Here is a 25,042-nt window from a genome sequence, read left to right as displayed (position 1 = left end):
CTGCGGCGTTCGCCTTGGGGGCGGCCCGGCGCCTCACGACCACGACAGCGCCGACAGATCGTTGGCGAAGATCGGCATGTCCTTCCAGAGTCCTTTTACGCCCTTCTTCGCGATGGTCGGGAACTGGGGCTGGAACAGGAAGCCGTTGGCCGCGTCGGCGGCGAGCAGCTTCTGCGCGTCGCCGAGCAGCTTGACGCGCTCGGCCGGATTGGGCGTGGTCTTGATCTTGTCGAACAGCGCGTTGAATTCCTTCGACTGGTAGCCCCAGTAGTAGTCCGACTTGGCGTAGTTGCCGAGATCGAAGGGCTCCACGTGCGAGATGATCGTCAGGTCGTAGTCCTTGTTGCCATAGGTGCCGCTCAACCACTGCGCCCATTCGACGTTCTGCACCTTCACGGTGATGCCGATCTTGGCCAGCTGCGCGACGATCACCTCGCCACCCTGGCGCGCATAGGGCGGGGGCGGCAGCGTCATCGTGAGTTCGAGCGGCGTCTTGACGCCGGCTTCGGCGAGCAGGGCCTTGGCCTTCTCGATGTTGAAGGGATTGACGGCGGTGGTGTCCACGAAGCCGGTGGCGCCCGGCACGTAATGGCTGCCGATCGGCACGCCGAAGCCGTCGGCGGCGCCTTCGACGACGGCCTTGCGGTCGATGGCCGCTGAGATCGCGCGGCGCACGCGCACGTCGTCCAGCGGCTTCTTCTTGTTGTTGAAGGCCAGGATGGTCTTGGCGCGCGAGCCGCCGAGGATCACCTGGAACTGCGGGTTGTTCTTGAACTGCGGAACGATGCGCGTCGCCGCGCGCGGAAAGGCGTCGACGTCGCCGGCCAGGAGCGATGCGGCCTGCGCGGCCGGATCGGAAATGAAGCGGAAGGTGACCTTGCGAATCTTCGCCGCGCCGGGGTTGCGGAAGCCCTCCCACTTGCTCAGCGCCAGCGAAGAGCCCTTGCTCCAGCTGTCGAGCTTGTAGGGGCCCGTGCCGACCGGCTTGGTGGCGTTGGTGTCCGCGCTCTTGGGCTCGACGATGACGGCGGTGGCCTGGCCCAGCACGAACAGGAGGTCGGGGTCGATCTCCTTGTTGATGATCACCACGGTGTTGGCATCGACCGCCTGCGTCGTCATGTTGGCGAAGGTGCGCTTGTCCTTGTTGGTGCTCTTCTCGCCGCCGGCGCGGTCGAAGGAGAACTTGACCGTCTGCGCATTGAAGGGCTCGCCGTTCTGGAACTTGACGCCCTGGCGCAGCTTGAAAGTGTAGGTGCGCAGATCCGGCGACACCTCCCAGCTCTCGGCCAAGAGCGGTGTGACGCTGCCGTCGGCGTTGATCTTGGTCAGCGTTTCCAGCACGTTGTATTGCACGATCTCGGCGATCGCGGCAGCGGCGCCCGCGGTCGGGTCCAGGCCCGGCGGTTCCAGCGCCATGCCGAGCACGATCGAATCCTTGCGGCCCTGCGCCAGCGCCGCTTGCGGCAGCGCGAGCGGCACGGTGGCCAGTGCGGCGGTGGTCAGAAGGGTGCGGCGTTTCAACATGGTCAGGGCTCCAGGAAAAAACTGAGAAGAAGAAAGCAATCGTTACATCATGCGCGAGCGGCCTCGCCGGCGGCAAGCATTTGCTTATGGCCTGGCCGCAGGCTCAGCGCGTGGTACCGCAGCGAGCAAGGCTTGGGTATAGGGGTGTTCCGCATGCGCGAACAGTCGCTGCGGCGTGCCGCGCTCGACCACCAATCCGCGGTGCAGCACGCAGACCTCGTCGCACAGGTGGTTGACCACCGCGAGGTCGTGGCTGATCAGCAGGTAGCTGATACCGAACTGCTGCTGCAGGTCCTGCATGAGGTTCAGCACCTGCGCCTGGACCGAGACGTCGAGCGCGCTCACCGGCTCGTCGGCCACGATCAGCTTGGGCCGCGTGATCAGCGCGCGCGCGATCGCGATGCGCTGGCGTTGGCCGCCGGAGAACTCGTGCGGGTATTTGCCGAGGTCGCTGGCCCGCAGGCCGACGGCGGCGAGCGATTCGCCGGCGCGCTCGCGCTGCTCGGCGCGACTGGTTTCGGCCAGCGCCTCGAGCGGCTCGGCGACGATGCGGGCCACGGTCTGGCGCGGGTCGAGCGAACCGTAGGGGTCCTGGAACACCATCTGCACGTCGCGCCGCGCCGCACGCAGTTCTTCCTTGGGCAGCGCATGGAGGTCGCGCCCGAGCAGCTTGACGGTGCCCGAAGTGGGCTTGTCGAGCGCCATCACCAGACGCGCGATGGTCGATTTGCCCGAGCCCGATTCGCCGACGATGCCCAGGCTCCGTCCCGGGCGCAGGCTGAAGCTCACGCCGTTGAGCGCCTTGACCGTTGGTCGCGGGCCGAGCAATTTTTCGCGCGGCAGCGCGTAGTGGCGAACGAGGTCGCTGACTTCGAGGAGTGGCAAGCCTGTAGTCATGCGCCGGCCTCTTGTGCAGCGACCTCTTCGAGCCGAATGCAGCGCACCTGGTGGTTGTGCGGCATCTGCGTGGCCGGCGGCCGCGTCGTATGGCAGTCGTCGATCGTGAAGCGGCAACGGCCCGCGAAGGGGCAGCCCACCGGCAGGTCGACCAGCTCGGGCACGCTGCCCTTGATGGTCGCGAGCTTCAGGCCGCGCGGTGCGCCGAGCGCGGGGCGCGCGGCGAACAGGCCCTGCGTGTAGGGATGCGCACGTTCGGCAAAAACGGCCGCGGTCGGCCCGCTCTCGACCACGCTGCCGCCATACATCACGAGCATCTTCGAGACGTTCTGCGCGATCACGCCCAGGTCGTGCGAGATCAGGATCAGCGCCATGCCGCGCTCGGCCACCAGGCTCTGGATCAGCTCGAGGATCTGCTTCTGGATCGTGACGTCGAGCGCGGTCGTCGGCTCGTCGGCGATCAGCAGGTCGGGGCCGCAGGCCAACGCCATCGCGATGCCGATGCGCTGGCGCTGGCCGCCCGAGAACTGGTGCGGATAGGCATCGAGCCGCGATGCGGCATCGGGGATGCCGACGCGTTCGAGCAGCGCCAGCGCGTCCTTGCGCGCGTCGGCGTTCGACAGCCCGCGGTGCAGCCTGAGGGGCTCGCCGACCTGGCGCGCGATGGTGTGGACCGGGTTCAGTGCCGTCATCGGCTCCTGGAAGATCATGCCGATGCGGTTGCCGCGGATCTCGCACATCGCACGCTCGGGCAGGCCGACGAGCTCGCTGCCGTCGAAGCGGATGCTGCCCGTGACCTTGGCGCTGGCCGGCAGGAGCCCCATCAGCGACTGCACCGTGATCGACTTGCCGCAGCCCGATTCGCCGACGATGCCCATCGTCTCGCCGCGCTCCAGCGTGAAGCCGATGCCGCGCACCGCCTCGGCGGGACCGCGCTGTGTCTGCAGCTGGACGTGAAGGTTGTCGACTTCGAGCAGAGGCATGGTGCGGGATCTAGCGGGCACGGGCCAGGCGCGGGTCCAGCAGGTCGCGCAGACCGTCACCGAGCAGGTTGAGGCCGAGCACTGCGAACGCGATCGCCATACCCGGAAAGACCGCCAGCAGCGGTGCCTGGAACATCATGGTCTGTGCCTCGCTGAGCATGCGGCCCCAGGAGGGCTGCGGCGGCTGCGTGCCGAGGCCCAGGTAGGAGAGGGCGGCCTCGGCCAGGATTGCGATCGCGAAGCGGATCGTGATCTGCACGATCAGCACGGCCGAGATGTTGGGCAGCACGTGCTGCATGGTGATCGCGAACGCGCCCTTGCCGCAGGCGCGCGCGGCCGCCACGTACTCGCGCGACCAGATCGCGTTGGCCGATGCGCGCGTGATGCGCGCGAAGGTCGGGATGTTGTAGATGCCGATGGCGATGATCGCGTTGACGATGCCGGCGCCGAACACCGCCGTCATCATGATGGCCGACAGGATGGCGGGAAAGGCCATCGAGAAGTCGGTGAAGCGCATGATCGCTTCCTCCACCCAGCCGCGCCGCGCCGCGGCGAGCAGGCCGAGCGCGGTGCCCACCACCAGGCCGATGCCGACCGCGATCACGCCGACCAGGATGGACGCGCGCGCGCCCACCAGCAGCAGCGAAGCCACGTCGCGGCCGAAGGTGTCGGTGCCCAGCCAGTGCGCGCCGTTCGGCGGCTTGAGTTTGTTGGCGATGTCCATCTCGTAGGGGGACCACGGCGTCCAGACCAGCGAGACGGCGGCCGCGAGCAGCAGCAGCAGGGTGAGCACGGCGCCGATGGTGAAGCTGCGATGGTGCAGTGCGCGGCGCCAGAAGCCGGGCACCTTGAAGGCGGCCGCACTCGGTACGGCGCTGGGAACTGCGCTCATATGTCGCTGGCCTTGATGCGTGGGTCGATGACGGCATAGAGCACGTCGACCACGAAGTTGACGATGACGACCATCGCGGCCAGCAGCATCACGCAGTTGCGCACCACGATCAGGTCGCGGTTACTGATGGCCTGGAAGATCAGCCGGCCGAGGCCCGGCAGGTAGAAGACGTTCTCCACCACGATGGTGCCGGCCAGCAGCTCGGAGAACTGCATGCCCATCACGGTGATCACCGGGATCAGCGCGTTGCGCAGCACGTGCGTCCAGAGCACCGCACGCTGCGAAACGCCCTTGGCGCGCGCGGTGCGCACGAAGTCTTCGCGCATCACTTCGAGCACGGCCGAGCGCGTGATGCGCGCCAGGATCGCCGCCTGCACCACCGCGAGCGAGAGGGCCGGCAAGAGCAGCGCCTTGAGCCCCGCGAACACGCCTTCCTCCCAGCCTTCGAAGCCGCCGGCCGAGAACCATTGCAGCTGCACCGAGAAGACGAGGATCAGCAGGATCGCGAACCAGAAGTTGGGGATGGCGATGCCCACCTGTGTCAGGCCCATCAGGCCGACGTCGCCAAGCTTGTTGTGGCGCGCCGCCGCCGTCACGCCCACGATGAGCGCCAGCACGGTGGTGAGGGTCATCGCGAGCAGCGCCAGCGGCACGGTCAGCGCGAGGCGCTCGAGGATCAGGTCGAGCACCGGCGAGCTGTAGGCGTAGCTGTCGCCGAGCTCGCCGGTCAGCAGGCCGCCGATCCAGTGCCAGTAGCGGGTCCAGGCCGGCTGGTCGAGCCCGAGCTTGGCGGCCAGCGCCGCCACCGCGTCGGGCGAGGCGTCCGGGCCCATGAGCATCTGCGCGGCATTGCCGGGCAGGATCTCGAGCACGAGGAAGACGATGACGGAAGCGCCGATCAGGGTGGCGATCAGCGTCACGAAGCGCTTGAACAGGAACAGGCTCATAGGGCGGGGGGCAGCATAACCCGACGCAACGACCATGCTTGAACTGTTTGCCCCCACATTCGGCGCTTCGCGTCCTCACTGCCCCCCGTGGGGGCTTCGGCCGCCTTGGGGCGGCCCAGCGGCGGCCGGCGGATAATTCGCGCCATGGCCCTCATGATCACCGACGAATGCATCAACTGCGATGTGTGCGAACCGGAGTGCCCCAACGACGCGATCTACATGGGCGTGGAGATCTACGAGATCGACCCGCACAAGTGCACCGAGTGCGTCGGCCACTTCGACGAGCCGCAGTGCGTGCAGGTGTGCCCGGTGGCCTGCATCCCGAAGAATCCCGCGCACCTGGAGACGCGCGAGACCTTGTGGCAGAAGTTCCAGCGGCTGACTGCCGCCAAGGCGGCTTCCTAGCTTTTCGCCGGGCTCTTGCTGCCGGCCTTCGCGGCCTTTTTCTTCGCCGTTGTGACCGGGTCGTGCGCGCTGAAGTAGTCGGATTCTTTCTTGCTCTTCCTCTTTTTCTGCGCGACGCCCGGGCCTTGCGATGAATCCGGCTTCGCGTTGAGCGGCTTGTTGTCGATCAGCGTGGCTGCGCGGCGTGCCTACGCGGCCTCCTGGCGGACACGCTCCCGCTCCAGCCGGTCGGCGGCAGCCCGGGCCTCGCGCGTCGCGCCATCGGCTTCGCGTTTTTGCGTCGCGTCGCGCGCGTCGTCGAGATCAATTGCCTTGCCATCCTTGCAGGGCTGGTCGGTGTAGGTGTTGCCGCAGCGCCAGGTCTCCGTGCCTGCGTGGGCTGCAAGCGGCGCCAGTTGAGCGCAGGCCGCCGCCAGGAGGGCGGCGATCGGTGCTGGTGACAGTTTCATTTTTTGTCTCTCTCCCTTGGCTCACGTTCCGCTAGCCCGCGGCGGATGTACCCCCGTCGCCCGGCTCGCGCCGCGGCGGTTTGGGGCGCGGCGGCTTGCTCGTGTGAATGAGCAGGGTCGCCTTGTCCATCTCGCCGGCCACCAGAGCCGGGAAGGCATGCAGGGTGCGGGCGATCGCGTCGTCGATCGCTTCGCGTTGCTCCTTGAGCGGCTTCTTCAACACCCACCCGACCACCTCGGACTTCACGCCCGGATGGCCGATGCCGAGGCGCAGACGCCAGTAGTCGCGGGTGCCGAGCTGCGCGTGGATGTCGCGCAGGCCGTTGTGGCCGGCATGGCTGCCCCCGAGCTTCAGCTTGGCCTGGCCGGGCACCACGTCGAGTTCGTCGTGCACCACCAGGATTTCGTTCGGCTCGATCTTGAAGAAGCGGGCCAGCGCGGCAACCGACTTGCCCGAGAGGTTCATGAAGGTCTGCGGCTCGAGCAGCCATACGGGCTGCCCGCCCACCTGCATGCGCGCGACCAGGCCGTGGTAGGCGCGCTCGGGCGAGAGCGTGAGCTTACGATCGCGCGCGAGCGCATCGATCCACCAGAAGCCCGCGTTGTGCCGCGTGGCTTCGTACTCCGGGCCGGGGTTGCCCAGGCCGACGAACAACTTGATCATGGAGCCGGATTATCCGTGGCTGGCCCAAAGAAAACGGCCCGCGCGAGGCGGGCCGTTGGCTGGGGGGCGCGGGAAGAATTACTTCTTCTTGGCAGGCGCAGCCTTGGCGTCCGTCTTGGCGGCGGCCGGGGCGCCTTCTGCCGGGGCGGCGCCTTCGGCGGCCGGCGCGGCTTCTTCAGCGACCAGCGGCGGCACGGCCGACACGAGCACCGGGTTGACCTTGCCGTGGCTCACGAACTTCACACCCTTGGGCAGGGTGATGTCGTTGACGTGGAGCGTGGCGTTCTTCGTCAGGCCGGAGAGGTCGACCTCGATGAACTCGGGCAGGTCGGCCGGCAGGCAGCTGACTTCGATTTCGGTCATCACGTGGTTCACGAGGTTGTGGTCCAGCTTGACGGCCGTGGACTCTTCCTCGCCCTTGTAGTGCAGCGGCACCTTGACGGTCATGCGGGTGCGGGCATCGACGCGCTGGAAGTCGACGTGCTGCACGAGCGGACGGAACGGGTGGTATTGCACGTCGCGCAGCAGGACCTTGGTCGTGGCGCCGGCGAGTTCCATCTCGAGGATGGACGAGTGGAAGGCTTCCTTCTTGAGGGCATGCCACAGCGCGTTGTGATCGAGCTCGATCAGCTGCGGCTGGCCTTCGCCACCGTAGACGATACCGGGCGTCTTGCCCGTGATGCGGAGACGGCGGCTCGCACCCGTGCCCTGCTTTGCGCGCTCATAAGCGACGAATTTCATAACTACTCCTGTGGAAGTCGACCGCGACCAGTGCGACTCCGGTTTCAACATGGGCTCCTCGAAGAGAGCCCGGCTTCTTGCTCAGACCAGGCTCTTCTAAAAGAGATTTTCCTGGTCCGAAAACAAACTCATCACCGACTCGCCCTTGGCAATGCGCTGGATCGTCTCGGCGATCAGCGGCGCCACGGAGAGCTGGCGGATCTTGGTGCAGCCCGTCGCGACGCCGGACAGCGGGATCGTGTTGGTCACGACCACTTCGTCGAGCGCGCTGCCCTGGGCGATCCGCTCGATGGCGGGGCCCGAGAAGATCGGGTGCGTGCAATAGGCGTACACCTTCTTGGCGCCGCGTTCCTTCAGGACCTCGGCCGCCTTCACCAGGGTGCCGGCCGTGTCGATCATGTCGTCCATGATCACGCAGTTGCGGCCGTCGATCTCGCCGATCACGTGCATGACCTCGCTCACGTTGGCGCGTGGACGGCGCTTGTCGATGATCGCCAGGTCGCAATTCAGCTGCTTCGCCAGGGCGCGCGCACGAACCACGCCGCCGACGTCGGGCGAGACCACGATCAGGTCTTCGTAGTTCTGCTGGCGCAGATCGCCCAAGAGCACCGGCGACGCATAGATGTTGTCGACCGGAATGTCGAAGAAGCCCTGGATCTGGTCGGCGTGCAGGTCCATGGTCAGCACGCGGGCGACGCCCACCGTTTCGAGCAGGTTGGCCACCACCTTGGCCGAGATCGGCACCCGGCTCGAGCGCGGGCGACGGTCCTGGCGCGCATAGCCGTAGTAGGGGATCACCGCACTGATGCGCTCGGCCGAAGCGCGCTTGAGCGCGTCGACCATGATGAGCAGCTCCATCAGGTTCTCGTTGGTCGGCGCGCAGGTCGACTGGACGACGAACACGTCGCGCGCCCGCACGTTCTGGTTGATCTCGACGGTGACTTCGCCGTCGGAGAAGCGACCGACGCGGGCGGCGCCCAGCGAGGTGCCCAGATGCTGCGCGATCTCTGCGGCAAGGCCAGGGTTGGCGTTGCCGGTGAAAACCATGAAATCAGGGTGGTGAACCTGCATGAGCGTCCCGGCAAAATGCATCCGGCAATGCGAAATGGCCCTTTTGGAGGGCCGCCAATCTACGTGTCAATGAAGATTTGGCAGGGGAGAAAGGATTCGAACCTTTGCATGCTGGAATCAAAATCCAGTGCCTTAACCAGCTTGGCGACTCCCCTACACGGGTCGACGACCAAGGTCGTCAACCGATATATGTCGCATCAGATCACAAAAGCGCTCTGATCTTCTAGCCCGCCCAGCCCACCAGGGGATGAACGGCCAGATTGCTGCACTTGCGAACCTGCCAGCCCGAGGGCGCCGCGGCGAGTTCCGCTTCATGCGGCATCGCTGCGAACACCGAACTCCCCGAACCGGTCATCCGGGCCTGGAGTCCTTGGCGACCGAGCCATTCGATGGCCTCGGTGACCGCGGGACAAAGCCGCTCGGCAACCGGCTGCAGATCGTTATGACCGAAGTCAAAGCTGAAACTTGTGGCTCCAGCCCCGCTGTGTGCAGCAAAGCCCGAGATTATAGCAGCGGGTGTGGCGCGCTGAAGATCCGGCGCTGCAAAAATCAGACGGGTGTCCAGTCCCTCGGGCGGCTTGGCAACGGCAAAACAGCCTGGCGGCAGCTCGATGGGGGTGATCTCTTCGCCGATTCCCTCGACCCAGGCGTTCCGTCCGCGCAGGAAGAAGGGCACATCAGCGCCCAACGTGAGGCCGATCTGCTCCAGTTTCGATAGCGGCAGCTTCAGGTCCCACAGGCGATTGAGCGCCAGGAGACAGGTGGCGGCATCCGAGGAGCCGCCGCCCATGCCGGCCTGGGCCGGCACCTGCTTGGCAATCCCGATATGGGCGCCCTGCGGGGTTTGCGCAAAGGCCTGGAGCGCCTTCGCGGCACGCAGCACCAGGTCGTCGACCGGCAGTGCGGTGGTGAGGTCTTCGCGGGTGATGGCGCCGTCGCTGCGCGCTTCGACATGCAGGGTGTCGCACCAGTCGATCAGCATGAACACCGACTGCAGCAGGTGGTAGCCGTCCGCACGCCGGCCGGTGATGTGCAGAAAGAGGTTGAGCTTGGCCGGCGCCGGAAGGTCGTAGAGCGCCTTCATGCGCGTTCGAAGACGATGCGCAGATCGGCCCGCGGCTGAGGCGCGTCGCGGGTGGCCTGCAATCGTCCGGTGCCGATCTGGGACAGGTCTGGCCGCCAGCCCGGCACGCGCTCTTCGCGGCCGGCCAGCCAGCCGAACAGCGCAGCCACCGGAATGGCGGCACCCGTCGCCGCCTCGATGAGCGCGTCGAGCGAGTCGAAACGCCGCGTCTTGCTGCCGTCCTTCAACAGCGCTTCGCCGGGTGACCAATGAAGCTGAGCCAGGGTGCTGCCGATCGGGCTGGTCAGCGTAAGTTCGCCGGCCCGTGGCGCGCCGCGCAGCTCGAACAGGGCCGAGAAGGTTTGTACCGGCTCGCTATCGATGCGCAGCGACAGCCGGCCGCTCCAGGCTTCCGCGCCGGTTGCGCTGGTCGGGCCGACCGGACTGGCGCAGCCTGCCAGCAGCAACACGCCGGCGCAGCCGGCGCTCAATGCCAGGCGACGGTTCAAAGCTTCACGCGCAGGCGCTTGAGCGTTTCCTGCAGCGTCTCGTTGTCGGCATCGACCAGGTGAGCTTCCTTCCAGATGGAAAGCGCACGATCGCGCTGGCCCTTGGCCCAGAGAACTTCGCCGAGATGCGCGCCGATCTCCGGGTCGGGCCGGCGCTTGTAGGCCGCTTCGAGGATGCGCATGGCTTCGTCGATGTTGCCGAGCCTGAACTCGACCCATCCGAGGCTGTCCGCGATGAACGGATCTTCCGGAGCCAGCTGCACGGCCTTCCGGATCAGCGTGCGCGCCTCTTCCAGCCGGACCTTGCGATCGGCCAGCGAGTAGCCGAGCGCGTTGTAGGCGTTCTGGTTGTCGGGCTTGAGCTCGATCAGGCGGCGCAGCAGGCGTTCCATTTCGTCGAGACGGTTCAGCTTCTCGGCCACCATGGCCCGGTCATAGATCAGGTCGGTGTCCTGAGGTGAGGCCGTGCTGGCCTCGGTCAACATGTCGTAGGCGGCCTGGTACTGCTTGGCATCGCGCAGCAGCTGGACCTCGGCCAGAAACTTCTGCTTCTTTTCGTCCGCAGTGCGTTCCGGCAAGCCGCGGACCAGCTCGCGGGCCTGGGGCAGCTTGCCCTGGCGCACCAGCAGTGCCGCGCGGCGTGTCTGCGCGCCTACCAGGTCTTCGGTGCTGTCGATGCGGCCCAGCCAGTGCTCGGCACCCGTGAAGTCTTTGCGGCGCTCCGCCAGTTGCGCCAGCAGCAAGAAGGCCTGGGTCTGGCCGCGGCTGCGCGCCTCGGCATCGCGCTGCGTGTCGGCCAGGCCGATGTAGCGCTTGAGCGAGCTTTCGGCCGCCGCGTCCTGGCGCGCCTGTGTCTGCAGGCTGCCGAGCAGCAGCCAGGGTTCGGGCAATTCGGGACGGGCCACGGTGAGCGCGGCGAGTTCCGCGCTGGCATCCTCATAGCGGCGCCCTTCCACCAGCACCCGTGCGTAGGCGACGCGCAGTTCCGGGAGTGCCTTGGGGCCTGCGAGGTAGCGCTTCACCAGCGGTTCGGCCAGCGGCTGGCCGGGGTCCATCAGTTCCAGAGCCAGCATGGCGGGGCCGTCCGAGGAAGGATCGGCTTCCTGGCCTCTTTGCGCCGCCTCGAGTGCGCCCGAGGTGTCGCCCGCTGCCAACCGCAGGCGGCCGACCGTGCTCCAGGCCGCACCGCCCGTCGCGGGGCTTTTGAGTTCGTCGGCCAACGCCTGTTCGACCACCGAAGCGGCGAGCTTCTTGTCGGTGGCTCGCGCATAGTTGCGCGCGATCACGGCCATAAGGAACGGACGTTCCACCTGCGGCGTGGCGGCCAGTTCAGCCCGCAGTGGTTCGGCGGTTTCGCCGATGCGGTTCAGCGCGATCAGGATTTGCAGCTCGAAACGCCGTGCCTCGCGCGACTCGGGCAGCGTTTCCTTCCAGGCGCGAGCAGCTGCCAGTGCGGCATCGCCGGAGCGCGCCTGCAATGCGATCTCGACCGCCCGCTGGAACAGCTTGCCGTCGCGCGACCTGCGCGCAGCATCGAGGACCAGCGCGTAGCCTGAGCCCGGATCGCCGGTGCGTGCGGTCAGCTCGCCCATCAGCACTTCGTAGAACAGCTCCGCCGTGAGCGCCGAGGCTTGGGCCTTTTCGGCGCGTTGGACTGCGGCCGCCGGTGTCGTTACCGCAGGCGCGGCCGGTTCGATGATGGGAGCCGGGCTGGTCGGTGCTGCAGGGACTGGCGTTCCGGGCTGCGCCTGGACGGCGAGCGCGGCAAGAGTCAGAAGCGCGGCCGCCGCAAGGCGGGATCGGCGGAGCGATGGGGTCATCGAACCATAATAATCCAGGCTTTTGAACGATGGTCACGCGGGGGCTTCGGCCTCGGCTTCTTTTCATGTCAGCCTTCGTCCATGCCGGAATTACCTGAAGTCGAAGTGACGCGGCTCGGCTTCGCCGATCGCATTGCCGGCGCGCGCATCGATGCCGTGCGCGTGGGCAAGCCGCTGCGCTGGGCGCTGGCCGTGGAGCCGGCTGAACTGGTGGGACGCACCGTGCGCGCCGTGCGCAGGCGCGGCAAGTACCTGCTGATCGACCTGGATGCCGGCCTCTTGCTGATGCACCTGGGCATGTCGGGCAGCCTGCGTTTCGATGCGGGCCTGCCAGCACCCGGTACACACGACCATTTCGACCTGGTGACCAGCCGCGGCACGCTGCGCCTCAACGACCCGAGGCGCTTCGGCGCAGTGGTCTATGTGCAGGACGAAGCCGCGCCGCTGGCGATCAAGCTGTTGGGCGGCCTGGGAATGGAGCCCCTGGGCGAGGCTTTCGATATCGACCGCTTTTACGCCGGGCTGCGGCGGCGCCGGGCGCCGATCAAGCAGGTGTTGCTGGCCGGCGACGTGGTGGTGGGCGTCGGCAACATCTATGCCTCCGAGGCGCTCTTTCTTGCCGGCATCCGCCCGACGATGTCTGCTTCGCGAATCAGCCGGCCGCGCGCCGTGCGCTTGCATGCCGCGGTGCGGGAAATTCTGGCGCGGGCCGTCGAACGTGGCGGCAGCACCTTGCGCGACTTTTCCAATGTCGACGGCCAGAGTGGATACTTCCAGCTGGAAGCGACCGTTTACGGACGTACCGGGGAACCATGCCGCGTGTGCGCGACACCTGTCCGGCAGATGCGCCAAGGCCAGCGATCCACTTATTTCTGTCCAAAATGCCAAAAGCACTGAAAGCCCTACGGACAGATGAGGCGCCAAGCCCCGGTGGGTGCTATATTTTGTAAGCAACTTTTACATCGCCCTTGACACGTTCTTTCAATCAGCAATTCGACCAGCATGGCGCCTGGCGACGCAACTTCGCGCATCGCCTCAAATGGCTGTCGCGCTGGCTGGATGAGAACGAGCTGCTCGATCAGAGCGTGGCCGAGCGGTTGCGCGATCTGGAATCGCAGATGCGCACCAGCAAGGTCATGGTGGCCTTCGTCGCCGAGTTCTCGCGCGGCAAGTCCGAGCTGATCAATGCGATCTTCTTTGCCGCTTACGGGCGCCGCATCATGCCGGCCAGCGCGGGCCGCACGACGATGTGCCCGACCGAACTCGGTTACGACGCTGCCCATCTTCCCTGCCTGCGTCTGTTGCCGATCGAAACCCGGCTCGAGCCGTATTCGCTCTCTCATTGGCGTGACAAGCCCGAGCACTGGACCGAGATCTCGATCGACGTCGAGGATGCCGAGCAGTTGTCGCAGACGATGAACAAGGTGGCTGAAGTCCGATGGGTGCCCAAGGCCGAGGCGCGCTCGCTGGGCTTCTGGAACGACGATTCCCCCGAGGACAACCCGGTGCCCGACGCCGAGGGGCGCGTCGAAATCCCGCGCTGGCGCCATGCGGTGCTGAACATGCCGCATCCGCTGCTCGAGCAGGGCCTCGTGATTCTGGATACGCCAGGACTCAACGCGATCGGCGCCGAGCCCGAACTGACCGTGAGCCTGATCCCGCAGGCCCACGCCGTGGTCTTCATCTTGGGCGCGGACACCGGCGTGACGCGCTCCGATCTCGCCATCTGGCGCGAGCATCTGATCACCGAAAGCGAGGCGGGCGAAACCCGCATCGTGGTGCTCAACAAGATCGACACCATGTGGGACACCCTCAGCACGCCGGCGCAGATCGACGCGCAGATCCAGCGCCAGCGCAAGGGCGCTGCCGAACTGCTCGGCGTGCCGCTGCCGCAGGTGCTGCCGGTGTCGGCGCAAAAAGGACTGCAGGCCAAGATCCGCCGCGATGTGCCGCTGCTGCAGGCAAGCCGGCTTCCCGCGCTCGAAGCCGTGCTGGGCGAGGGCCTGCTCGGCAAGCGCGAAAAGATGCTGCGGCTCGCCGTCGATGCGGGCATCGCGGCCCTGCAGGCCGAAGCGGCGCGCATCCTCAAGGTTCGCCAGCGCGATCTCTCGGAGCAGGCGCTGGAACTGCAGGGCCTGCGCGGCAAGAACGTGTCGGTCATCCGCCACATGCGAAGCCGCATCGAGCAGGAGCAAACCGAGTTCGAAGGCAGCAACGCGCGCATCCTGGCGCTGCGCTCGGTGCAGGGCAAGCTGTTGCGCGAGGTGTACGCGGTGCTCGGCAGCACCGCGCTCAAGGCCGACATGGGCCGCTTGGCCTCTGCGCTCAAGCGCCCGGGCATCAAGTTCAACGTGCGCAAGGTGTACGGAGAAACCTTCGACTCGTTACGCAACAATCTGCGCGAGGTGCAGGCGACCACGGCCGAGATCCAGTCGATGCTGCACGCCACGTTCCGCCAGCTCAATGCCGAGCACGGCTTTGCGCTGCAGGCGCCGGCGGAGCCCGACCTGCTGGGCTTCGAACAGCAACTGAGCCAGATCGAGCGCAGCCACATCCACTACCTCGGCGTCGGCAACCTGCTCAAGCTCGCGCAGCCGGATTTCTGCGACAAGCTCGTGCGCGCGCTGGCAAGCCGGCTGCGCGTGGTCAACGAAGCGGCCATGACCGAGGTGGAGCGCTGGAGCAAGGGCGCCGGCGCCCAGCTCGATGCGCAGCTCAAGGAGCGCCGCCGCAATTTCACCAAGCGCATCGAGGCGGTCGAGCGCATTCAGGGCGCGGCGGGCAATCTCGATGAGCGCCTCGCCGAGCTCGCTGCCCAGGAAAGCGGTCTTACGGAACTGCACGTGCGACTGCGCGAATTCACCGGCCTGCTCACGAGCAATGAAGCGCCCACTGCCGCCGCGGCGCGCAACGAACTCAGTGCCGCCTAAAGATCCGGAACCAGCGGTGCAGGAGCTGGCGTCCTGCTTCGCCACGCACATCGTCGGCTGGCAACGCAGACATGGGCGCAGCGAGCTGCCATGGCAGAACACGCACGATCCCTATCGCGTCTGGCTTTCCGAGGTCATGCTCCAGCAGACCCAGGTGTCGACCGTGCTGGGTTACTTCGCGCGCTTTCTCGAACGATTTCCGACGGTGCAGGCTCTTGCCGCCGGCACCGAGGACGAGGTCTTCGGCTTGTGGAGCGGCCTGGGTTACTACAGCCGGGCGCGCAATATGCACCGCTGCGCGCAGGAGGTAGTCGAGCGCTTCGGCGGCGCATTTCCGCGCACCGCTGCCGAACTCCAGACACTGCCGGGCATCGGCCGTTCGACAGCCGCCGCGATTGCTGCCTTCTGCTTTGGCGAGCGGGTCGCCATCCTGGACGGCAACGTGAAGCGGGTGCTTGCGCGGGTGCTGGCTTTCGAGGGCGATCTGTCGTCCGCCATGCAGGAGCGCACTCTGTGGACCATGGCGGCCGAGCTGCTGCCGCTGGCGACACAGCGGCGTGCCATCGCACGCTATACGCAGGGATTGATGGATCTGGGCGCCACCGTCTGCCTGCCGCGCAAGCCGAGTTGCATGATCTGTCCGGTCAACGAGCTGTGCGCGGCGCGGCGCGAGGGCGAGCCCGAGCGCTTTCCGGTCAAGACGCGCAAGCTCCGGCGCAGCGCCCAGTCGCTGTGGATGCTGCAGGCGCGCGATGTGCACGGCCGCGTGTGGCTCGAGAAGCGTCCCTCGCGCGGCATCTGGGCGGGGCTTTATTGCCTGCCGGTCTACGAGAGCCGGGCCTCGCTGCTGGACGAGCTGGCGCCCGACGACCGCAGGACCGCACGCGACGATGCGGCTTTCGTGCACGTGCTCACGCACAAGGATCTGCACCTGCATCCTGTGTCGGTCGAGTGCGTTGCTGCGCAGCCCCTCAGCGACGCCGGCGCATGGTTCGAGGCCGGCCGGTGGTCGACGCTCGGCCTGCCCGCGCCCGTGCGCAAACTGCTGACGGCTTAGGGCCTGAACAGGCCTAAACGCTGTCGAGTTCGCGATGCCGCTTGAGCGCCGCCCAGCGTGCGCCGAAACCGCGCGCCAGCTGCTCGACGAGAAAGACCGAGCGGTGCTGGCCGCCGGTGCAGCCGATGGCTACTGTGACGTAGCTGCGATGGTCGCGGGCCAGCGCGTCGAGCCAGCGATCGAGGAACTGTTCGATATCGCCATACATGCGGGCGACATCATCGTGTTCGCGCAGCCAGTCGATCACGGCCGTGTCGCGCCCGGTCAGCGGTCGCAGCGCGGGCACGTAGTGCGGATTGGGAAGCATGCGCACGTCGAACACGTAGTCGGCATCGAGCGGCACGCCGCGCTTGAACGCAAAGGATTCGAATACCAGCGTGAGCGTGCTCTCCGGCGCCGCGATCAGTGCCTTGATGTAGCTCTGCAATTGGGCCGGGCGGATGATGCTGGTGTCGATCACGTCGGCCCCGTCGCGCAGATCGGCCAGCAACTCGCGCTCGAGCTCGATGGCCTGGATCAGCGCTCGCTGCTGCTCGGGGGAATCGGTCCGGCCTTCCTGGCGCGACAAGGGATGGCGGCGCCGGGTCTCCGAATAGCGGCGCACCAGCGCATCGGTGGTCGAATCGAGGAAGAGCGAGCGCAGCGATATGCCGTCGCGCCGCAGGCCGTCGAGCTGCTGCGGAACGAGCGGCAACGAAACCCCGCTGCGCACGTCCATCGCGATCGCGACCCGCGGCGTCTGCTGTTGCCGCTGCAGCGCGATGAAGGGCGCAAGCAACTCGGGCGGCAGGTTGTCGACGCAGTAGTAGCCCGCGTCTTCGAGGGCATGCAGCGCGACGGACTTTCCTGAGCCGGACATGCCGGTGATCAGCACGAGTTCCAGGCTCACGACGAGGTCTCCGGCGTCTTCTTGCCGAGCATCTCGCGCGCGTGCGCGAGCGAGGTCTGCGAAACGCGCTCGCCGCCCAGCATGCGTGCGATCTCGCGCGGCCGGGTGTCCTCGTCGAGCACCGAGACACCGCTTTCCGTGCGAATGCCGTCCTGGCTCTTGGCGCTGGTCTGATGCTTGGCGACCAGCAGATGGTGGTCCGCACAGGCGGCGACTTGGGGCAGGTGGGTGACCGCCAGCACCTGGCGGTCGCGGCCCAGCTGCTTCATGAGGCGGCCGACGGTTTCGGCCACGGCGCCGCCGACGCCCGCATCGACCTCGTCGAAGATCAGCGTCTGTGCCGCGCCGAGCTGGCTGGTCGTGACCGCGATCGCCAGGGCGATGCGCGAGAGTTCACCGCCTGAAGCCACCTTGCCGATGGGGCGCGGCGTGCTGCCGGTGTGGCCGCTCACGAGAAAGGCGATGTCTTCGAGCCCGGCTCGGCCCGGTTCGGCGAGCGGCTCCAGTGCGACTTCGAAACGCCCGCCCTGCATGCCGAGGCCCTGCATGGCCTGCGTCACCGCCTGGGCCAGCCGCGGTGCCGCCTGCTTGCGCGCTTTGCCCAGCGTCTTGGCTTCTTTCATGTAGGCCTGCTGTGCCGTCTGTTCGGCACGCTCGAGGGCTTCGAGGTCGCTCTGCGCGTCCAGGGCTTGCAGCTCGGCCTGCCACCCGGCCAGCAAGGCGGGCAGTTCGGCCGGCGTGCGCTTGTAGCGGCGGGCGAGCGACATCCAGAGTCCCATGCGCTCGTCCAGTTCGGCAAGGCGCTCGGGGTCGGTGTCGGCCTGGCGCAGGTAGCCATGCAGCGAATGCGCAGCGTCTGAGGCTTGCGCCACGCTCGATGCCAGAACCTCGCCCAGCGCCTTGAACTCCGGCTCGATGTGCTCGCAATTCTGCAGCAGCGTTACGGCGCGGCTCAATGCGGCGAGCGCGCCGCTGTCGTCGTCTTCCAGGGCGCTGCATGCGCCCTCGGCGGCATCGATGAGCGCCTGCGCGTTGGAGATGCGGGTGTGGCTGGCCGAGAGTTCCTCCCACTCGTCGGCGCCGGGCGCGAGCTTCATTACCTCGCCAACCTGCCACTGCAGTCGTTCTCGCTCGCGCTGCAGCGAGTCTTGCGCCGAGCGCGCCTTGTCGAGCGCAGCGATCGCCTGCCGCCAGTTCTGCCAGGCGCTGTCGAGCGCGGCAGTGCCGACACCGGCGTATGCATCGAGCAGGCCGCGCACGGCTTCGGGCCGGGTGAGGCTCTGCCAGGCGTGCTGGCCGTGGATGTCCAGCAACTGGTCGCCGAGCTCGCGCAGCTGGGTCGCGGTGGCGGGGCTGCCGTTGATCCAGCCGCGGCTGCGCCCCTGGAGGTCGACGGTGCGGCGCAGAAGCAGGACATCGCCCGCTTCGAAGCCACCTTCGTCCAGCCAGGCGGCCAGGGCAGGATCGGTGTCGAACTCCGCGCTCACGTCCAGGCGCTCGGCGCCTTCGCGCACGGCGCCGGCATCGGCACGGTTGCCGAGCGCCAGCTGGAGCGCGTCGATCAGAATCGACTTGCCCGCGCCGGTTTCGCCGGTGAGGACGGTGAAGCCCGTGGAGAGATCGAGTTCGAGCGCGCGCACGATCACGAAGTCGCGCAGGGCGATGCGGCGCAATGCCATGTCAGGAACCTCCTTCGTTCCAGTGCAGCTTCTTGCGCAATGTGTCGAAATAGCTCCAGCCTTTCGGATGCAGAAAACGCACGCGGTAGTCGGAGCGGCGCACCACGACCTGGTCGCCGATGGCAAGAGAAGCCAGTGATTGCATGTCGAAATTGGCGCTCGCGTCGCGCCCGCCCACCAGCTCGATCAGGACCTCGTCGGCATCCGGCAGCAGGATCGGGCGGTTCGAGAGCGTGTGCGGCGCGATGGGCACCAGCACCCATCCCGGGACCGCGGGATGCAGCAGCGGACCGCCGGCCGACAGCGCGTAGGCGGTGGAGCCGGTGGGCGAGGCGATGATCATTCCATCGGCGCGCTGGTTGGCAACGAAATGGCGGCCGACCGAAACACGCAGTTCCACCATGCCCGAGGTGGCGCCGCGATTGACCACCACGTCGTTCATGGCGAGCGCATCGAACACCGACACGCCGTCGCGCATCACCTGGGCGTGCATGAGGCTGCGGTGGTCTTCCTCGTATTCGCCGGCCAGCATCGGGATCAGGGTCGCCTGGTAGTTGTCGAGGGAAATGTCGGTGATGAAGCCGAGCCGGCCGCGGTTGATGCCGATCAGCGGAACGCCGTAGCACGCCAGCTGGCGCCCGATGCCGAGCATGGTTCCGTCGCCGCCGACCACCAGGCCCAGATCGCATCGCTGGCCGATCTCTTCGACAGTCAGCGCGGGGTAGCGGGTCTGGCCGCACTCGCCGTCGCGCGGCTGTTCGACAAAGACCTCGCAGCCTTGCGCTTCCAGGAAGGCGCCGATGCCCTCCATGACCTCGTCCAGCGCGCCGGCCTGCGCCCGCGCGCCCGAAGCCTGGTATTTACCTATCAGGGCGACGCGCCGAAAGCTGGATGTCATGTACAAATTACAACATTAAAATCAGTCGATGCTGGACGATCGCGCCAAGTTGCTTCTCAAGACGCTGGTCGAGCGCTATATCGCCGAGGGCCAGCCGGTGGGCTCGCGCACGCTTTCCCGGGCTTCGGGGCTGGAGCTTTCGCCTGCGACCATCCGCAACGTGATGTCCGACCTCGAAGGGCTCGGGCTGATCGCCAGTCCGCACACCTCAGCAGGCCGCATTCCGACTGCGCGCGGCTATCGGCTTTTCGTCGACACCATGCTGACTGCCCAGCGCGAGCAGTTCACGCCGCCGAGCCTCGCGCCCGACCAGCCGCAGAAGGTGATCGCGAACGCGGCGAACCTGCTGTCGAACCTGTCGCAGTTCGTCGGCGTGGTGATGGCGCCGCGCCGCGCATCCGTTTTTCGTCAGATCGAATTCCTTCGCCTTTCCGACCGCCGCCTGCTCGTGATCATCGTGTCGCCCGACGGCGATGTGCAGAACCGGGTGATCTTCCCCGAGGTCGACTATTCGCAGTCGCAACTGGTCGAGGCATCGAACTACATCAACACGCACTTTGCGGGTCTGTCGATCGAGCAGGTGCGCGATCGGCTTCAGTCCGAGATGGAGCAATTGCGCGGCGAGATCGCTGCGCTGATGCAGGCCGCTGTCCAGGTGAGTTCCGAGGTGCTGACGGAAGCCCAGGACGAAGTCGTGATCGCGGGCGAGCGGAATCTGCTGGCCGTCACCGATTTCTCCAGCGACATGAGCCACCTGCGTCGTGCGTTCGAGCTGTTCGAGCAGAAGGCCCAACTGATGCGCCTGCTCGACGTGTCGAGCAAGGCGGACGGCGTGCGCATCTTCATCGGCGGGGAAAGCCAGGTGGTGCCCTTCGACGACCTGTCGATCGTGAGCGCGAACTACGAGGTCGACGGCGAGGTGGTGGGTACGCTTGGCGTCATCGGTCCGACGCGCATGCCCTATGAGCGCATGATCCAGATCGTCGACATCACGTCGCGGCTGGTCACCAATGCGCTGAGCCACCGCAAATAGCGGCGCCCGGCGCCCACTAGAATCCCTGATGTGCGGGCCGTTAGCTCAGCTGGTTAGAGCAGCGGACTCATAATCCGTTGGTCGATGGTTCAAGCCCATCACGGCCTACCACCACGCCTTGTCGCCCTCAGTCGCGGGGCCAACTCCTCAGGCCTTTGCCTGTGTCTCGATCCGGCGACCTGGATCCAGGGCATAGAGGACCGCTTTCTCGTCCTGGCCCTTGGTGGATGCGTCCCCGAGCGGCATTTGTGCCGAGCCGTAGAGCTCGCGCTCCAGTCTTTTGGCGCGTTCGGAATACATCCGGGCCAAGGCCCCGTGATGTTCGGCAGCAGCCTGATGCTCGATACGCGCGAGATGGGCTTCTTCGAGAAGCGCCATGACTCGCCTGAGGTGGCCGTTTCGATTGGGCTGGAAAAAGCTGAACATCGGGACCTCCATCCAATAAACCAATGGAAGCCGTTTTTAGCGCCAGTCGGCCAAGTGGCGCTGTAGGTGCAGTGCCCATGTGATTGGAATGTCATGATTTAGTTCACATTTCTGCCAAGACTTTGATGCACAACTGACTCGACGTAGACTCACAGGCGGTTGATCGACGGCTCAAGTCCAACACGATCTACCGCTCTCTTTCTTTCGCTGCCCAGCGATGGGGTGTTGCGAGGATGCTATAATCGCAAGCTGTGCGGCTGTAGCTCAGTTGGATAGAGTACTTGGCTACGAACCAAGGGGTCGTGGGTTCAATTCCTGCCAGCCGCACCATCATCAGGAAAGCCCGCAACGAAAGTTGCGGGCTTTTTTCATTGGAGCTTTCTGCGATGAGCAAGGCATTCACCAAAGAAAACGATGCAGGCGATGATGACGACGGTACGGCCGGCGCCGCGCCGCCTCTCCCCGCCGGGAGCAAGAACTACATCACCCCGCAGGGCTACGCGCGCCTGCGTGCCGAGCTGCTCGAACTGATGGATGTCGAGCGGCCCAAGGTCGTGGAGGCCGTGCACTGGGCGGCCAAGAACGGCGATCGCTCGGAGAACGGCGACTACCTCTACGGAAAGAAGCGGCTGCGCGAGATCGACCGGCGGATCCGCTTTCTCACCAAGCGGCTCGAGGTGGCGGAGGTGACGGACCCTTCGGTCCATCATGGCCGCGACCAGGTCTTCTTCGGCGCCACCGTGCGCTACGCCGACGAGACCGGCGAGGAGCGCGTCGTGACCATCATGGGCATCGATGAAGCCGAAAGCGCGCAAGCGCAGGTCAGCTGGATTTCTCCGATTGCCAGGGCACTGCTGAAGTCGCGGGAGGGGGATGTGGTCAAGCTTGCGACACCGGGCGGCGTGCACGAGATCGAGATACTGGCGGTGAGCTATCCGCCGCCCGCTGCAGCTTAAGGGGTCGGCACTGTCCGTGCGGCCGCGAGCACGGATGGCGTACGCCGCGCGGCCCGCAGCACGGCCTCGAGATGCGTGCGGTCGCGCACTGCGATCACGAAACGCAGATCGGTGGAGTCCTGCGGAGTTTCGTCGGCCATCTCCACGTGGGTGATGTCGGCCTCCGCGTCCGCCAGCGTTGCGGCGACGCGTGCGAGCACACCTTTGTCGTTGCGCACCGTGATGACGACGCCTGTCTCGAAGGTCCGGACCGGGTCGTCGGCCCATTCCACGGCAAAGAAACGTTCGCTGTCCTTGTGGCGCAAACGTTGGCCAACCCCGCACGCTTCGGTGTGCACGACCAAGCCTTCGCCATGGCCGAGGTAGCCCATGATCGGGTCGTCCGGAATGGGGCGGCAGCAGAGCGCGAAGCGGACCGAGGAGTTCTCGCTGCCGTCCAGCGTGACAGCCCCTTGCGAGACGGCTTCGTGCGCGGTGAAGCGCTCGCGGCTCAGCATCAGCGCATCGGGCTTCTCGCCGCGTTCTGCCAGGAGCGCCATGAGCCGCTTCGCAACGATGCTGGCGATGCGCTTGCCGAGACCGATGTCGGTCAGCAACTCCGAACGCGTGCGGTTGCCGGTGAATCGCAGCAGCTTTTCCCAGATCTGCTGGTGCTCCTCGTCATCGTCGGGCAGGTTGCCGAGGCCCTCGGCGCGCAACGCCTGGGCGAGGAGTTTTTCGCCCAGGCCTTCGGATTCGGCATGCGCCAGAGTCTTGAGGTAGTGGCGGATCTTGGAGCGGGCCCGTCCGGTTCGCACGAAGCCGAGCCACGCGGGATTTGGCGTCGACACGGGCGCCGTGATCACCTCGACCACGTCGCCATTCTTTAGCTCGGTGCGCAGCGGAACCTGGTCGCCGTTGATGCGCGCGGCTGAAGTGTGGTCGCCGATGTTGCTGTGGATCGCATAGGCGAAATCGACAACCGTCGCGCCGCGGGGCAGCGCCAGGATCTGGCTCTTGGGCGTGAACACGTAGACCGCGTCGGGAAACAGGTCGACCTTGACGTGATCCCAGAATTCGGCCGCATCGCGCGTTTCATCCTGGATGTCGAGCAGCGACTGGAGCCACTTGGCGCCCAGACGATCGCTGGTCGCCGCGCTGGGCTCGGCCGCCTTGTAGAGCCAGTGAGCTGCCACGCCGGACTCGGCCACCACGTGCATGGCCTCGGTGCGCAGCTGGAATTCGACGTTGACGCCGGCCGGGCCGACCAGCGTGGTGTGCAGCGACTGGTAGCCGTTGAGCTTGGCGATCGCGATGTGGTCCTTGAACTTGCCGGGCAGGGGCTTGTACATCTGGTGCAGGATGCCGAGCCCGGTGTAGCAAGCGATCACCGTCGGCACGATCAGGCGGAAGCCGTAGATGTCGGTCACCTGGGCAAAGCTCAAATGCTTTTCTTCCATCTTGCGGTAGATGGAATAGAGCGTCTTCTCGCGGCCGGCCATCCGCACGCTCATGCCAGCTGCCGCGAAGGCAGTTTCGAGTTCCTGCTGCACCTTCTGAATCAGGTCGCGGCGTCGGCCGCGGGCCTTGGTGACCGCTTTTGCGAGGATCGCATAGCGCCAGGGCCTGAGATGGCGGAACGACAGGTCCTGCAGTTCCCTGTAGGTCTGGTTGAGCCCGAGCCGGTGCGCGATGGGCGCGTAGATTTCGATCGTCTCACGCGAGATCCGGGCCCATTTCTCGCGCGGCGCATCGTCGAGCGTGCGCATGTTGTGCGTCCGGTCCGCCAGCTTGACGAGAATCACCCGCACATCGCGCGCCATGGCGAGCAGCATCTTGCGGAAGGACTCGGCCTGGTTCTCCTCGCGCGTGTTGAAGCGGAGCTTGTCCAGCTTGGTGAGGCCGTCGACGAGCTCTGCGACCGGTGCACCGAAGCGCTCGATCAGCTCCGACTTGGTCACGCCGCAATCCTCGATGGCATCGTGCAGCAGGGCGGCCATCAGGGCCTGCGCATCGAGCTTCCATTCGGCGCATTGCGCCGCCACCGCGATAGGATGCGTGATGTAGGGTTCGCCGCTGTTGCGCAGCTGTCCCAAGTGCGCCTCATCGGCGAAGCGGTAGGCGCGGCGCACCTGTTCGACGTCTTCGACGCTCAGGTAGTCGAGCCGGTCGGTCAGCGCAGCGAAGCTGGCGGCAGCCGCGTTCAACGCCGCCGGACTCGGCCGTGGCGTGCCTCGGGGGGCATCGGACTGGGACTTGACAACCACGCTCATGGCTTCCACTTTAGCGTGGCAGTCGATTCGACGCGTCCAGGCATAAAAAAAGCACCGCAAGGCGGTGCTCTTTGTTGCAAGCGTGCGTCAACTCAGCCGGGCACTTTCTTGAGCATCTCGATCCCGATCTTGCCCTCTGCGATCTCGCGCAGGGCAGTGACACCGGGCTTGTTCTTGCTTTCGATCTTCGGCGCGTGGCCCTGGCTCAGCATGCGCGCACGGTAGGTGGCTGCCAGCACCAGCTGGAAGCGGTTCGGAATGTGTTGCAGGCAGTCTTCGACGGTGATGCGGGCCATGAGGATCTTTCGACGTACAGGTGATCGGGATCAGGGAATGTTCAGCGCGGCAAAAGTGTCGGCTCGCGCGCGGCGCTGTGCGGAATACCGGAGCCGCTGAGCGTGGACAATCGCCTTGAGGTCAAAAAGTGCGCGCTCAAATAACTCGTTGATTATAACGAAGTCGAATTCGTTTGCGCGTGCCATCTCCTCGGCGGCGTTCTGCAGCCTCAGCTCGATGACCGCGGCGCTGTCCTCCCCGCGCCGTTCGAGCCGGGACCGCAGTTCCTCCCAACTCGGCGGCAGGATGAAGATCGTCACCGCGTTGGCAAAGGTCTTTCGGATCTGGAGCGCGCCCTGGAAGTCGATTTCGAGGATGACGTCCGCGCCTTGGGCGATCCGCTCTTCGATTGCCTTCTTCGAGGTGCCGTAGCGCTGGCCGTGAACGTGCGCCCATTCGACGAAGGCATCGGAGGCGACCATCGCGTCGAACTCCGAGTGCGAAGCGAAAAAGTACTCGCGACCATGCTTTTCCTGGCCGCGCGGGGGGCGGGTGGTGTGCGACACCGATGGCTGCACGGCGGAATCGAGCTCCATCAGGGCCTTGACCAGGCTTGATTTGCCGGCGCCGCTCGGCGCTGCGACCACGAAAATGTTGCCGGGGTAATCCATTCGCTCGTTC

The 25,042-nt window shown here is 66.3% G+C and carries 25 protein-coding genes and 3 tRNA genes; 8 read left to right on the top strand and 20 right to left on the bottom strand.

What is annotated here, in order from left to right; all coding sequences use genetic code 11:
• Positions 1-33: 33 nt before the first annotated feature.
• The 5 genes from BLS74_RS20810 to BLS74_RS20790 form a co-directional block, all read right to left on the bottom strand.
• Positions 34-1,524 carry an ABC transporter substrate-binding protein gene (locus tag BLS74_RS20810; protein ID WP_093109039.1) on the bottom strand — a complete coding sequence of 497 codons (1,491 nt, stop codon included), beginning with the start codon at positions 1,522-1,524 and terminating at the stop codon, positions 34-36.
• 84 nt (positions 1,525-1,608) lie between these two features.
• Positions 1,609-2,421, bottom strand: a complete 813-nt coding sequence (locus BLS74_RS20805; protein WP_093109038.1) for an ATP-binding cassette domain-containing protein — start codon at positions 2,419-2,421, stop codon at positions 1,609-1,611.
• Entirely contained in the window at positions 2,418-3,404 is a 987-nt protein-coding gene (locus BLS74_RS20800; RefSeq protein ID WP_093109037.1) for an ABC transporter ATP-binding protein, read from the bottom strand. The genes BLS74_RS20805 and BLS74_RS20800 overlap by 4 nt, the downstream gene beginning before the upstream one ends.
• Positions 3,405-3,414: 10 nt before the next feature.
• Positions 3,415-4,296, bottom strand: coding sequence for an ABC transporter permease (locus BLS74_RS20795; protein WP_093109036.1), 882 nt, complete (start codon positions 4,294-4,296; stop codon positions 3,415-3,417).
• On the bottom strand, positions 4,293-5,243 hold the full coding sequence (locus BLS74_RS20790; RefSeq protein WP_093109035.1) for an ABC transporter permease: 951 nt from the start codon (positions 5,241-5,243) through the stop codon (positions 4,293-4,295). Before BLS74_RS20790 ends, BLS74_RS20795 begins: the two co-directional genes overlap by 4 nt.
• Before the next feature lie 144 nt (positions 5,244-5,387).
• Between BLS74_RS20790 and BLS74_RS20785 the strand changes: the two genes are divergently transcribed.
• A complete protein-coding gene (locus tag BLS74_RS20785; RefSeq protein ID WP_093109034.1) occupies positions 5,388-5,648 on the top strand; it encodes a YfhL family 4Fe-4S dicluster ferredoxin in 261 nt (86 codons plus the stop codon).
• Positions 5,649-5,836: 188 nt separating this feature from the next.
• Here the strand turns inward: BLS74_RS20785 and BLS74_RS20780 are convergent, their stop codons facing one another.
• The 8 genes from BLS74_RS20780 to BLS74_RS20745 all read right to left on the bottom strand — a co-directional run bounded on the left by BLS74_RS20780 (position 5,837) and on the right by BLS74_RS20745 (position 11,965).
• Complete coding sequence (locus BLS74_RS20780) at positions 5,837-6,097, bottom strand: hypothetical protein (RefSeq protein WP_093109033.1); 261 nt, start codon at positions 6,095-6,097, stop codon at positions 5,837-5,839.
• Positions 6,098-6,128: 31 nt separating this feature from the next.
• Positions 6,129-6,761, bottom strand: coding sequence for an aminoacyl-tRNA hydrolase (gene pth, locus BLS74_RS20775; RefSeq protein ID WP_093109032.1), 633 nt, complete (start codon positions 6,759-6,761; stop codon positions 6,129-6,131).
• Between the two features lie 78 nt (positions 6,762-6,839).
• Positions 6,840-7,502 carry a 50S ribosomal protein L25/general stress protein Ctc gene (locus BLS74_RS20770; protein WP_093109031.1) on the bottom strand — a complete coding sequence of 221 codons (663 nt, stop codon included), beginning with the start codon at positions 7,500-7,502 and terminating at the stop codon, positions 6,840-6,842.
• A 96-nt stretch (positions 7,503-7,598) separates the two neighbouring features.
• Positions 7,599-8,573: a ribose-phosphate pyrophosphokinase gene (locus BLS74_RS20765; protein ID WP_093109088.1), complete on the bottom strand. Its 975-nt coding sequence runs from the start codon at positions 8,571-8,573 to the stop codon at positions 7,599-7,601.
• Between the two features lie 78 nt (positions 8,574-8,651).
• Positions 8,652-8,728: transfer RNA gene (locus tag BLS74_RS20760), tRNA-Gln, on the bottom strand.
• Positions 8,729-8,796: 68 nt separating this feature from the next.
• Positions 8,797-9,657: a 4-(cytidine 5'-diphospho)-2-C-methyl-D-erythritol kinase gene (ispE, locus tag BLS74_RS20755; RefSeq protein ID WP_093109030.1), complete on the bottom strand. Its 861-nt coding sequence runs from the start codon at positions 9,655-9,657 to the stop codon at positions 8,797-8,799.
• On the bottom strand, positions 9,654-10,145 hold the full coding sequence (locus BLS74_RS20750) for a lipoprotein insertase outer membrane protein LolB (RefSeq protein WP_093109029.1): 492 nt from the start codon (positions 10,143-10,145) through the stop codon (positions 9,654-9,656). The genes ispE and BLS74_RS20750 overlap by 4 nt, the downstream gene beginning before the upstream one ends.
• Positions 10,142-11,965 carry a tetratricopeptide repeat protein gene (locus BLS74_RS20745; protein ID WP_093109028.1) on the bottom strand — a complete coding sequence of 608 codons (1,824 nt, stop codon included), beginning with the start codon at positions 11,963-11,965 and terminating at the stop codon, positions 10,142-10,144. The genes BLS74_RS20750 and BLS74_RS20745 overlap by 4 nt, the downstream gene beginning before the upstream one ends.
• An 81-nt stretch (positions 11,966-12,046) precedes the next feature.
• On the opposite strand from BLS74_RS20745, the gene mutM reads away from it, so the two are divergent.
• The 3 genes from mutM (at position 12,047) to mutY (ending at position 15,952) form a co-directional block, all read left to right on the top strand.
• Positions 12,047-12,862, top strand: a complete 816-nt coding sequence (gene mutM, locus BLS74_RS20740; protein ID WP_093109027.1) for a bifunctional DNA-formamidopyrimidine glycosylase/DNA-(apurinic or apyrimidinic site) lyase — start codon at positions 12,047-12,049, stop codon at positions 12,860-12,862.
• A gap of 71 nt (positions 12,863-12,933) precedes the next feature.
• Positions 12,934-14,895 (top strand): dynamin family protein, encoded by a 1,962-nt coding sequence (locus BLS74_RS20735; RefSeq protein ID WP_093109026.1) that lies wholly within the window; start codon positions 12,934-12,936, stop codon positions 14,893-14,895.
• A gap of 25 nt (positions 14,896-14,920) precedes the next feature.
• Entirely contained in the window at positions 14,921-15,952 is a 1,032-nt protein-coding gene (gene mutY, locus BLS74_RS20730) for an A/G-specific adenine glycosylase (RefSeq protein ID WP_244503945.1), read from the top strand.
• 13 nt (positions 15,953-15,965) lie between these two features.
• Here mutY and rapZ read toward each other — a convergent pair whose 3' ends face one another.
• From rapZ to BLS74_RS20715, 3 genes are read right to left on the bottom strand one after another with little or no spacing between them, the layout of a single operon-like run.
• A complete protein-coding gene (gene rapZ / locus BLS74_RS20725; RefSeq protein ID WP_093109024.1) occupies positions 15,966-16,841 on the bottom strand; it encodes an RNase adapter RapZ in 876 nt (291 codons plus the stop codon).
• Complete coding sequence (gene recN, locus BLS74_RS20720) at positions 16,838-18,520, bottom strand: DNA repair protein RecN (RefSeq protein WP_093109023.1); 1,683 nt, start codon at positions 18,518-18,520, stop codon at positions 16,838-16,840. Before recN ends, rapZ begins: the two co-directional genes overlap by 4 nt.
• Position 18,521: 1 nt before the next feature.
• On the bottom strand, positions 18,522-19,418 hold the full coding sequence (locus tag BLS74_RS20715; protein ID WP_093109022.1) for an NAD kinase: 897 nt from the start codon (positions 19,416-19,418) through the stop codon (positions 18,522-18,524).
• Between the two features lie 28 nt (positions 19,419-19,446).
• Between BLS74_RS20715 and hrcA the strand changes: the two genes are divergently transcribed.
• Entirely contained in the window at positions 19,447-20,451 is a 1,005-nt protein-coding gene (hrcA, locus tag BLS74_RS20710; protein WP_093109021.1) for a heat-inducible transcriptional repressor HrcA, read from the top strand.
• Positions 20,452-20,485: 34 nt separating this feature from the next.
• Positions 20,486-20,562, top strand: a tRNA-Ile gene (locus BLS74_RS20705).
• A 36-nt stretch (positions 20,563-20,598) separates the two neighbouring features.
• On the opposite strand, the gene BLS74_RS20700 is transcribed toward BLS74_RS20705, so the two are convergent.
• Positions 20,599-20,877, bottom strand: a complete 279-nt coding sequence (locus BLS74_RS20700) for a hypothetical protein (protein ID WP_093109020.1) — start codon at positions 20,875-20,877, stop codon at positions 20,599-20,601.
• Positions 20,878-21,130: 253 nt separating this feature from the next.
• Between BLS74_RS20700 and BLS74_RS20695 the strand changes: the two genes are divergently transcribed.
• Together BLS74_RS20695 and greB are read left to right on the top strand one after the other, a co-directional pair.
• Positions 21,131-21,207, top strand: a tRNA-Arg gene (locus BLS74_RS20695).
• A 56-nt stretch (positions 21,208-21,263) separates the two neighbouring features.
• A complete protein-coding gene (greB, locus tag BLS74_RS20690; protein ID WP_093109019.1) occupies positions 21,264-21,833 on the top strand; it encodes a transcription elongation factor GreB in 570 nt (189 codons plus the stop codon).
• Here greB and BLS74_RS20685 read toward each other — a convergent pair.
• From BLS74_RS20685 to gmk, 3 genes are all read right to left on the bottom strand, one after another.
• Positions 21,830-24,085 carry a RelA/SpoT family protein gene (locus BLS74_RS20685; RefSeq protein WP_093109018.1) on the bottom strand — a complete coding sequence of 752 codons (2,256 nt, stop codon included), beginning with the start codon at positions 24,083-24,085 and terminating at the stop codon, positions 21,830-21,832. The genes greB and BLS74_RS20685 overlap by 4 nt on opposite strands.
• A 92-nt stretch (positions 24,086-24,177) precedes the next feature.
• Positions 24,178-24,381, bottom strand: coding sequence for a DNA-directed RNA polymerase subunit omega (rpoZ, locus tag BLS74_RS20680; protein ID WP_093109017.1), 204 nt, complete (start codon positions 24,379-24,381; stop codon positions 24,178-24,180).
• Positions 24,382-24,411: 30 nt separating this feature from the next.
• The gene (gmk, locus tag BLS74_RS20675) at positions 24,412-25,032 is read right to left on the bottom strand and encodes a guanylate kinase (protein ID WP_093109016.1); all 621 of its coding nucleotides are present in this window, start codon (positions 25,030-25,032) and stop codon (positions 24,412-24,414) included.
• Positions 25,033-25,042: the final 10 nt, after the last annotated feature.

It is taken from the genome of Variovorax sp. CF079 (assembly GCF_900101545.1).
Taxonomy (GTDB): domain Bacteria; phylum Pseudomonadota; class Gammaproteobacteria; order Burkholderiales; family Burkholderiaceae_C; genus Variovorax.
The sequence above is the reverse complement of the archived record's forward strand: the minus strand, read 5'-3'. Positions and strand labels throughout refer to the sequence as shown.

Excerpts from the sequence above, each read along its gene's own strand:
- BLS74_RS20810 (WP_093109039.1), bottom strand. The coding sequence starts at position 1,524 with ATGTTGAAACGCCGCACCCTTCTGACCACCGCCGCACTGGCCACCGTG.
- BLS74_RS20805 (WP_093109038.1), bottom strand. The coding sequence starts at position 2,421 with ATGACTACAGGCTTGCCACTCCTCGAAGTCAGCGACCTCGTTCGCCAC.
- BLS74_RS20800 (WP_093109037.1), bottom strand. The coding sequence starts at position 3,404 with ATGCCTCTGCTCGAAGTCGACAACCTTCACGTCCAGCTGCAGACACAG.
- BLS74_RS20795 (WP_093109036.1), bottom strand. The coding sequence starts at position 4,296 with ATGAGCGCAGTTCCCAGCGCCGTACCGAGTGCGGCCGCCTTCAAGGTG.
- BLS74_RS20790 (WP_093109035.1), bottom strand. The coding sequence starts at position 5,243 with ATGAGCCTGTTCCTGTTCAAGCGCTTCGTGACGCTGATCGCCACCCTG.
- BLS74_RS20785 (WP_093109034.1), top strand. The coding sequence starts at position 5,388 with ATGGCCCTCATGATCACCGACGAATGCATCAACTGCGATGTGTGCGAA.
- BLS74_RS20780 (WP_093109033.1), bottom strand. The coding sequence starts at position 6,097 with ATGAAACTGTCACCAGCACCGATCGCCGCCCTCCTGGCGGCGGCCTGC.
- pth (WP_093109032.1), bottom strand. The coding sequence starts at position 6,761 with ATGATCAAGTTGTTCGTCGGCCTGGGCAACCCCGGCCCGGAGTACGAA.
- BLS74_RS20770 (WP_093109031.1), bottom strand. The coding sequence starts at position 7,502 with ATGAAATTCGTCGCTTATGAGCGCGCAAAGCAGGGCACGGGTGCGAGC.
- BLS74_RS20765 (WP_093109088.1), bottom strand. The coding sequence starts at position 8,573 with ATGCAGGTTCACCACCCTGATTTCATGGTTTTCACCGGCAACGCCAAC.
- ispE (WP_093109030.1), bottom strand. The coding sequence starts at position 9,657 with ATGAAGGCGCTCTACGACCTTCCGGCGCCGGCCAAGCTCAACCTCTTT.
- BLS74_RS20745 (WP_093109028.1), bottom strand. The coding sequence starts at position 11,965 with ATGACCCCATCGCTCCGCCGATCCCGCCTTGCGGCGGCCGCGCTTCTG.
- mutM (WP_093109027.1), top strand. The coding sequence starts at position 12,047 with ATGCCGGAATTACCTGAAGTCGAAGTGACGCGGCTCGGCTTCGCCGAT.
- recN (WP_093109023.1), bottom strand. The coding sequence starts at position 18,520 with ATGGCATTGCGCCGCATCGCCCTGCGCGACTTCGTGATCGTGCGCGCG.
- BLS74_RS20715 (WP_093109022.1), bottom strand. The coding sequence starts at position 19,418 with ATGACATCCAGCTTTCGGCGCGTCGCCCTGATAGGTAAATACCAGGCT.
- hrcA (WP_093109021.1), top strand. The coding sequence starts at position 19,447 with ATGCTGGACGATCGCGCCAAGTTGCTTCTCAAGACGCTGGTCGAGCGC.
- BLS74_RS20700 (WP_093109020.1), bottom strand. The coding sequence starts at position 20,877 with ATGTTCAGCTTTTTCCAGCCCAATCGAAACGGCCACCTCAGGCGAGTC.
- greB (WP_093109019.1), top strand. The coding sequence starts at position 21,264 with ATGAGCAAGGCATTCACCAAAGAAAACGATGCAGGCGATGATGACGAC.
- BLS74_RS20685 (WP_093109018.1), bottom strand. The coding sequence starts at position 24,085 with ATGAGCGTGGTTGTCAAGTCCCAGTCCGATGCCCCCCGAGGCACGCCA.
- rpoZ (WP_093109017.1), bottom strand. The coding sequence starts at position 24,381 with ATGGCCCGCATCACCGTCGAAGACTGCCTGCAACACATTCCGAACCGC.
- gmk (WP_093109016.1), bottom strand. The coding sequence starts at position 25,032 with ATGGATTACCCCGGCAACATTTTCGTGGTCGCAGCGCCGAGCGGCGCC.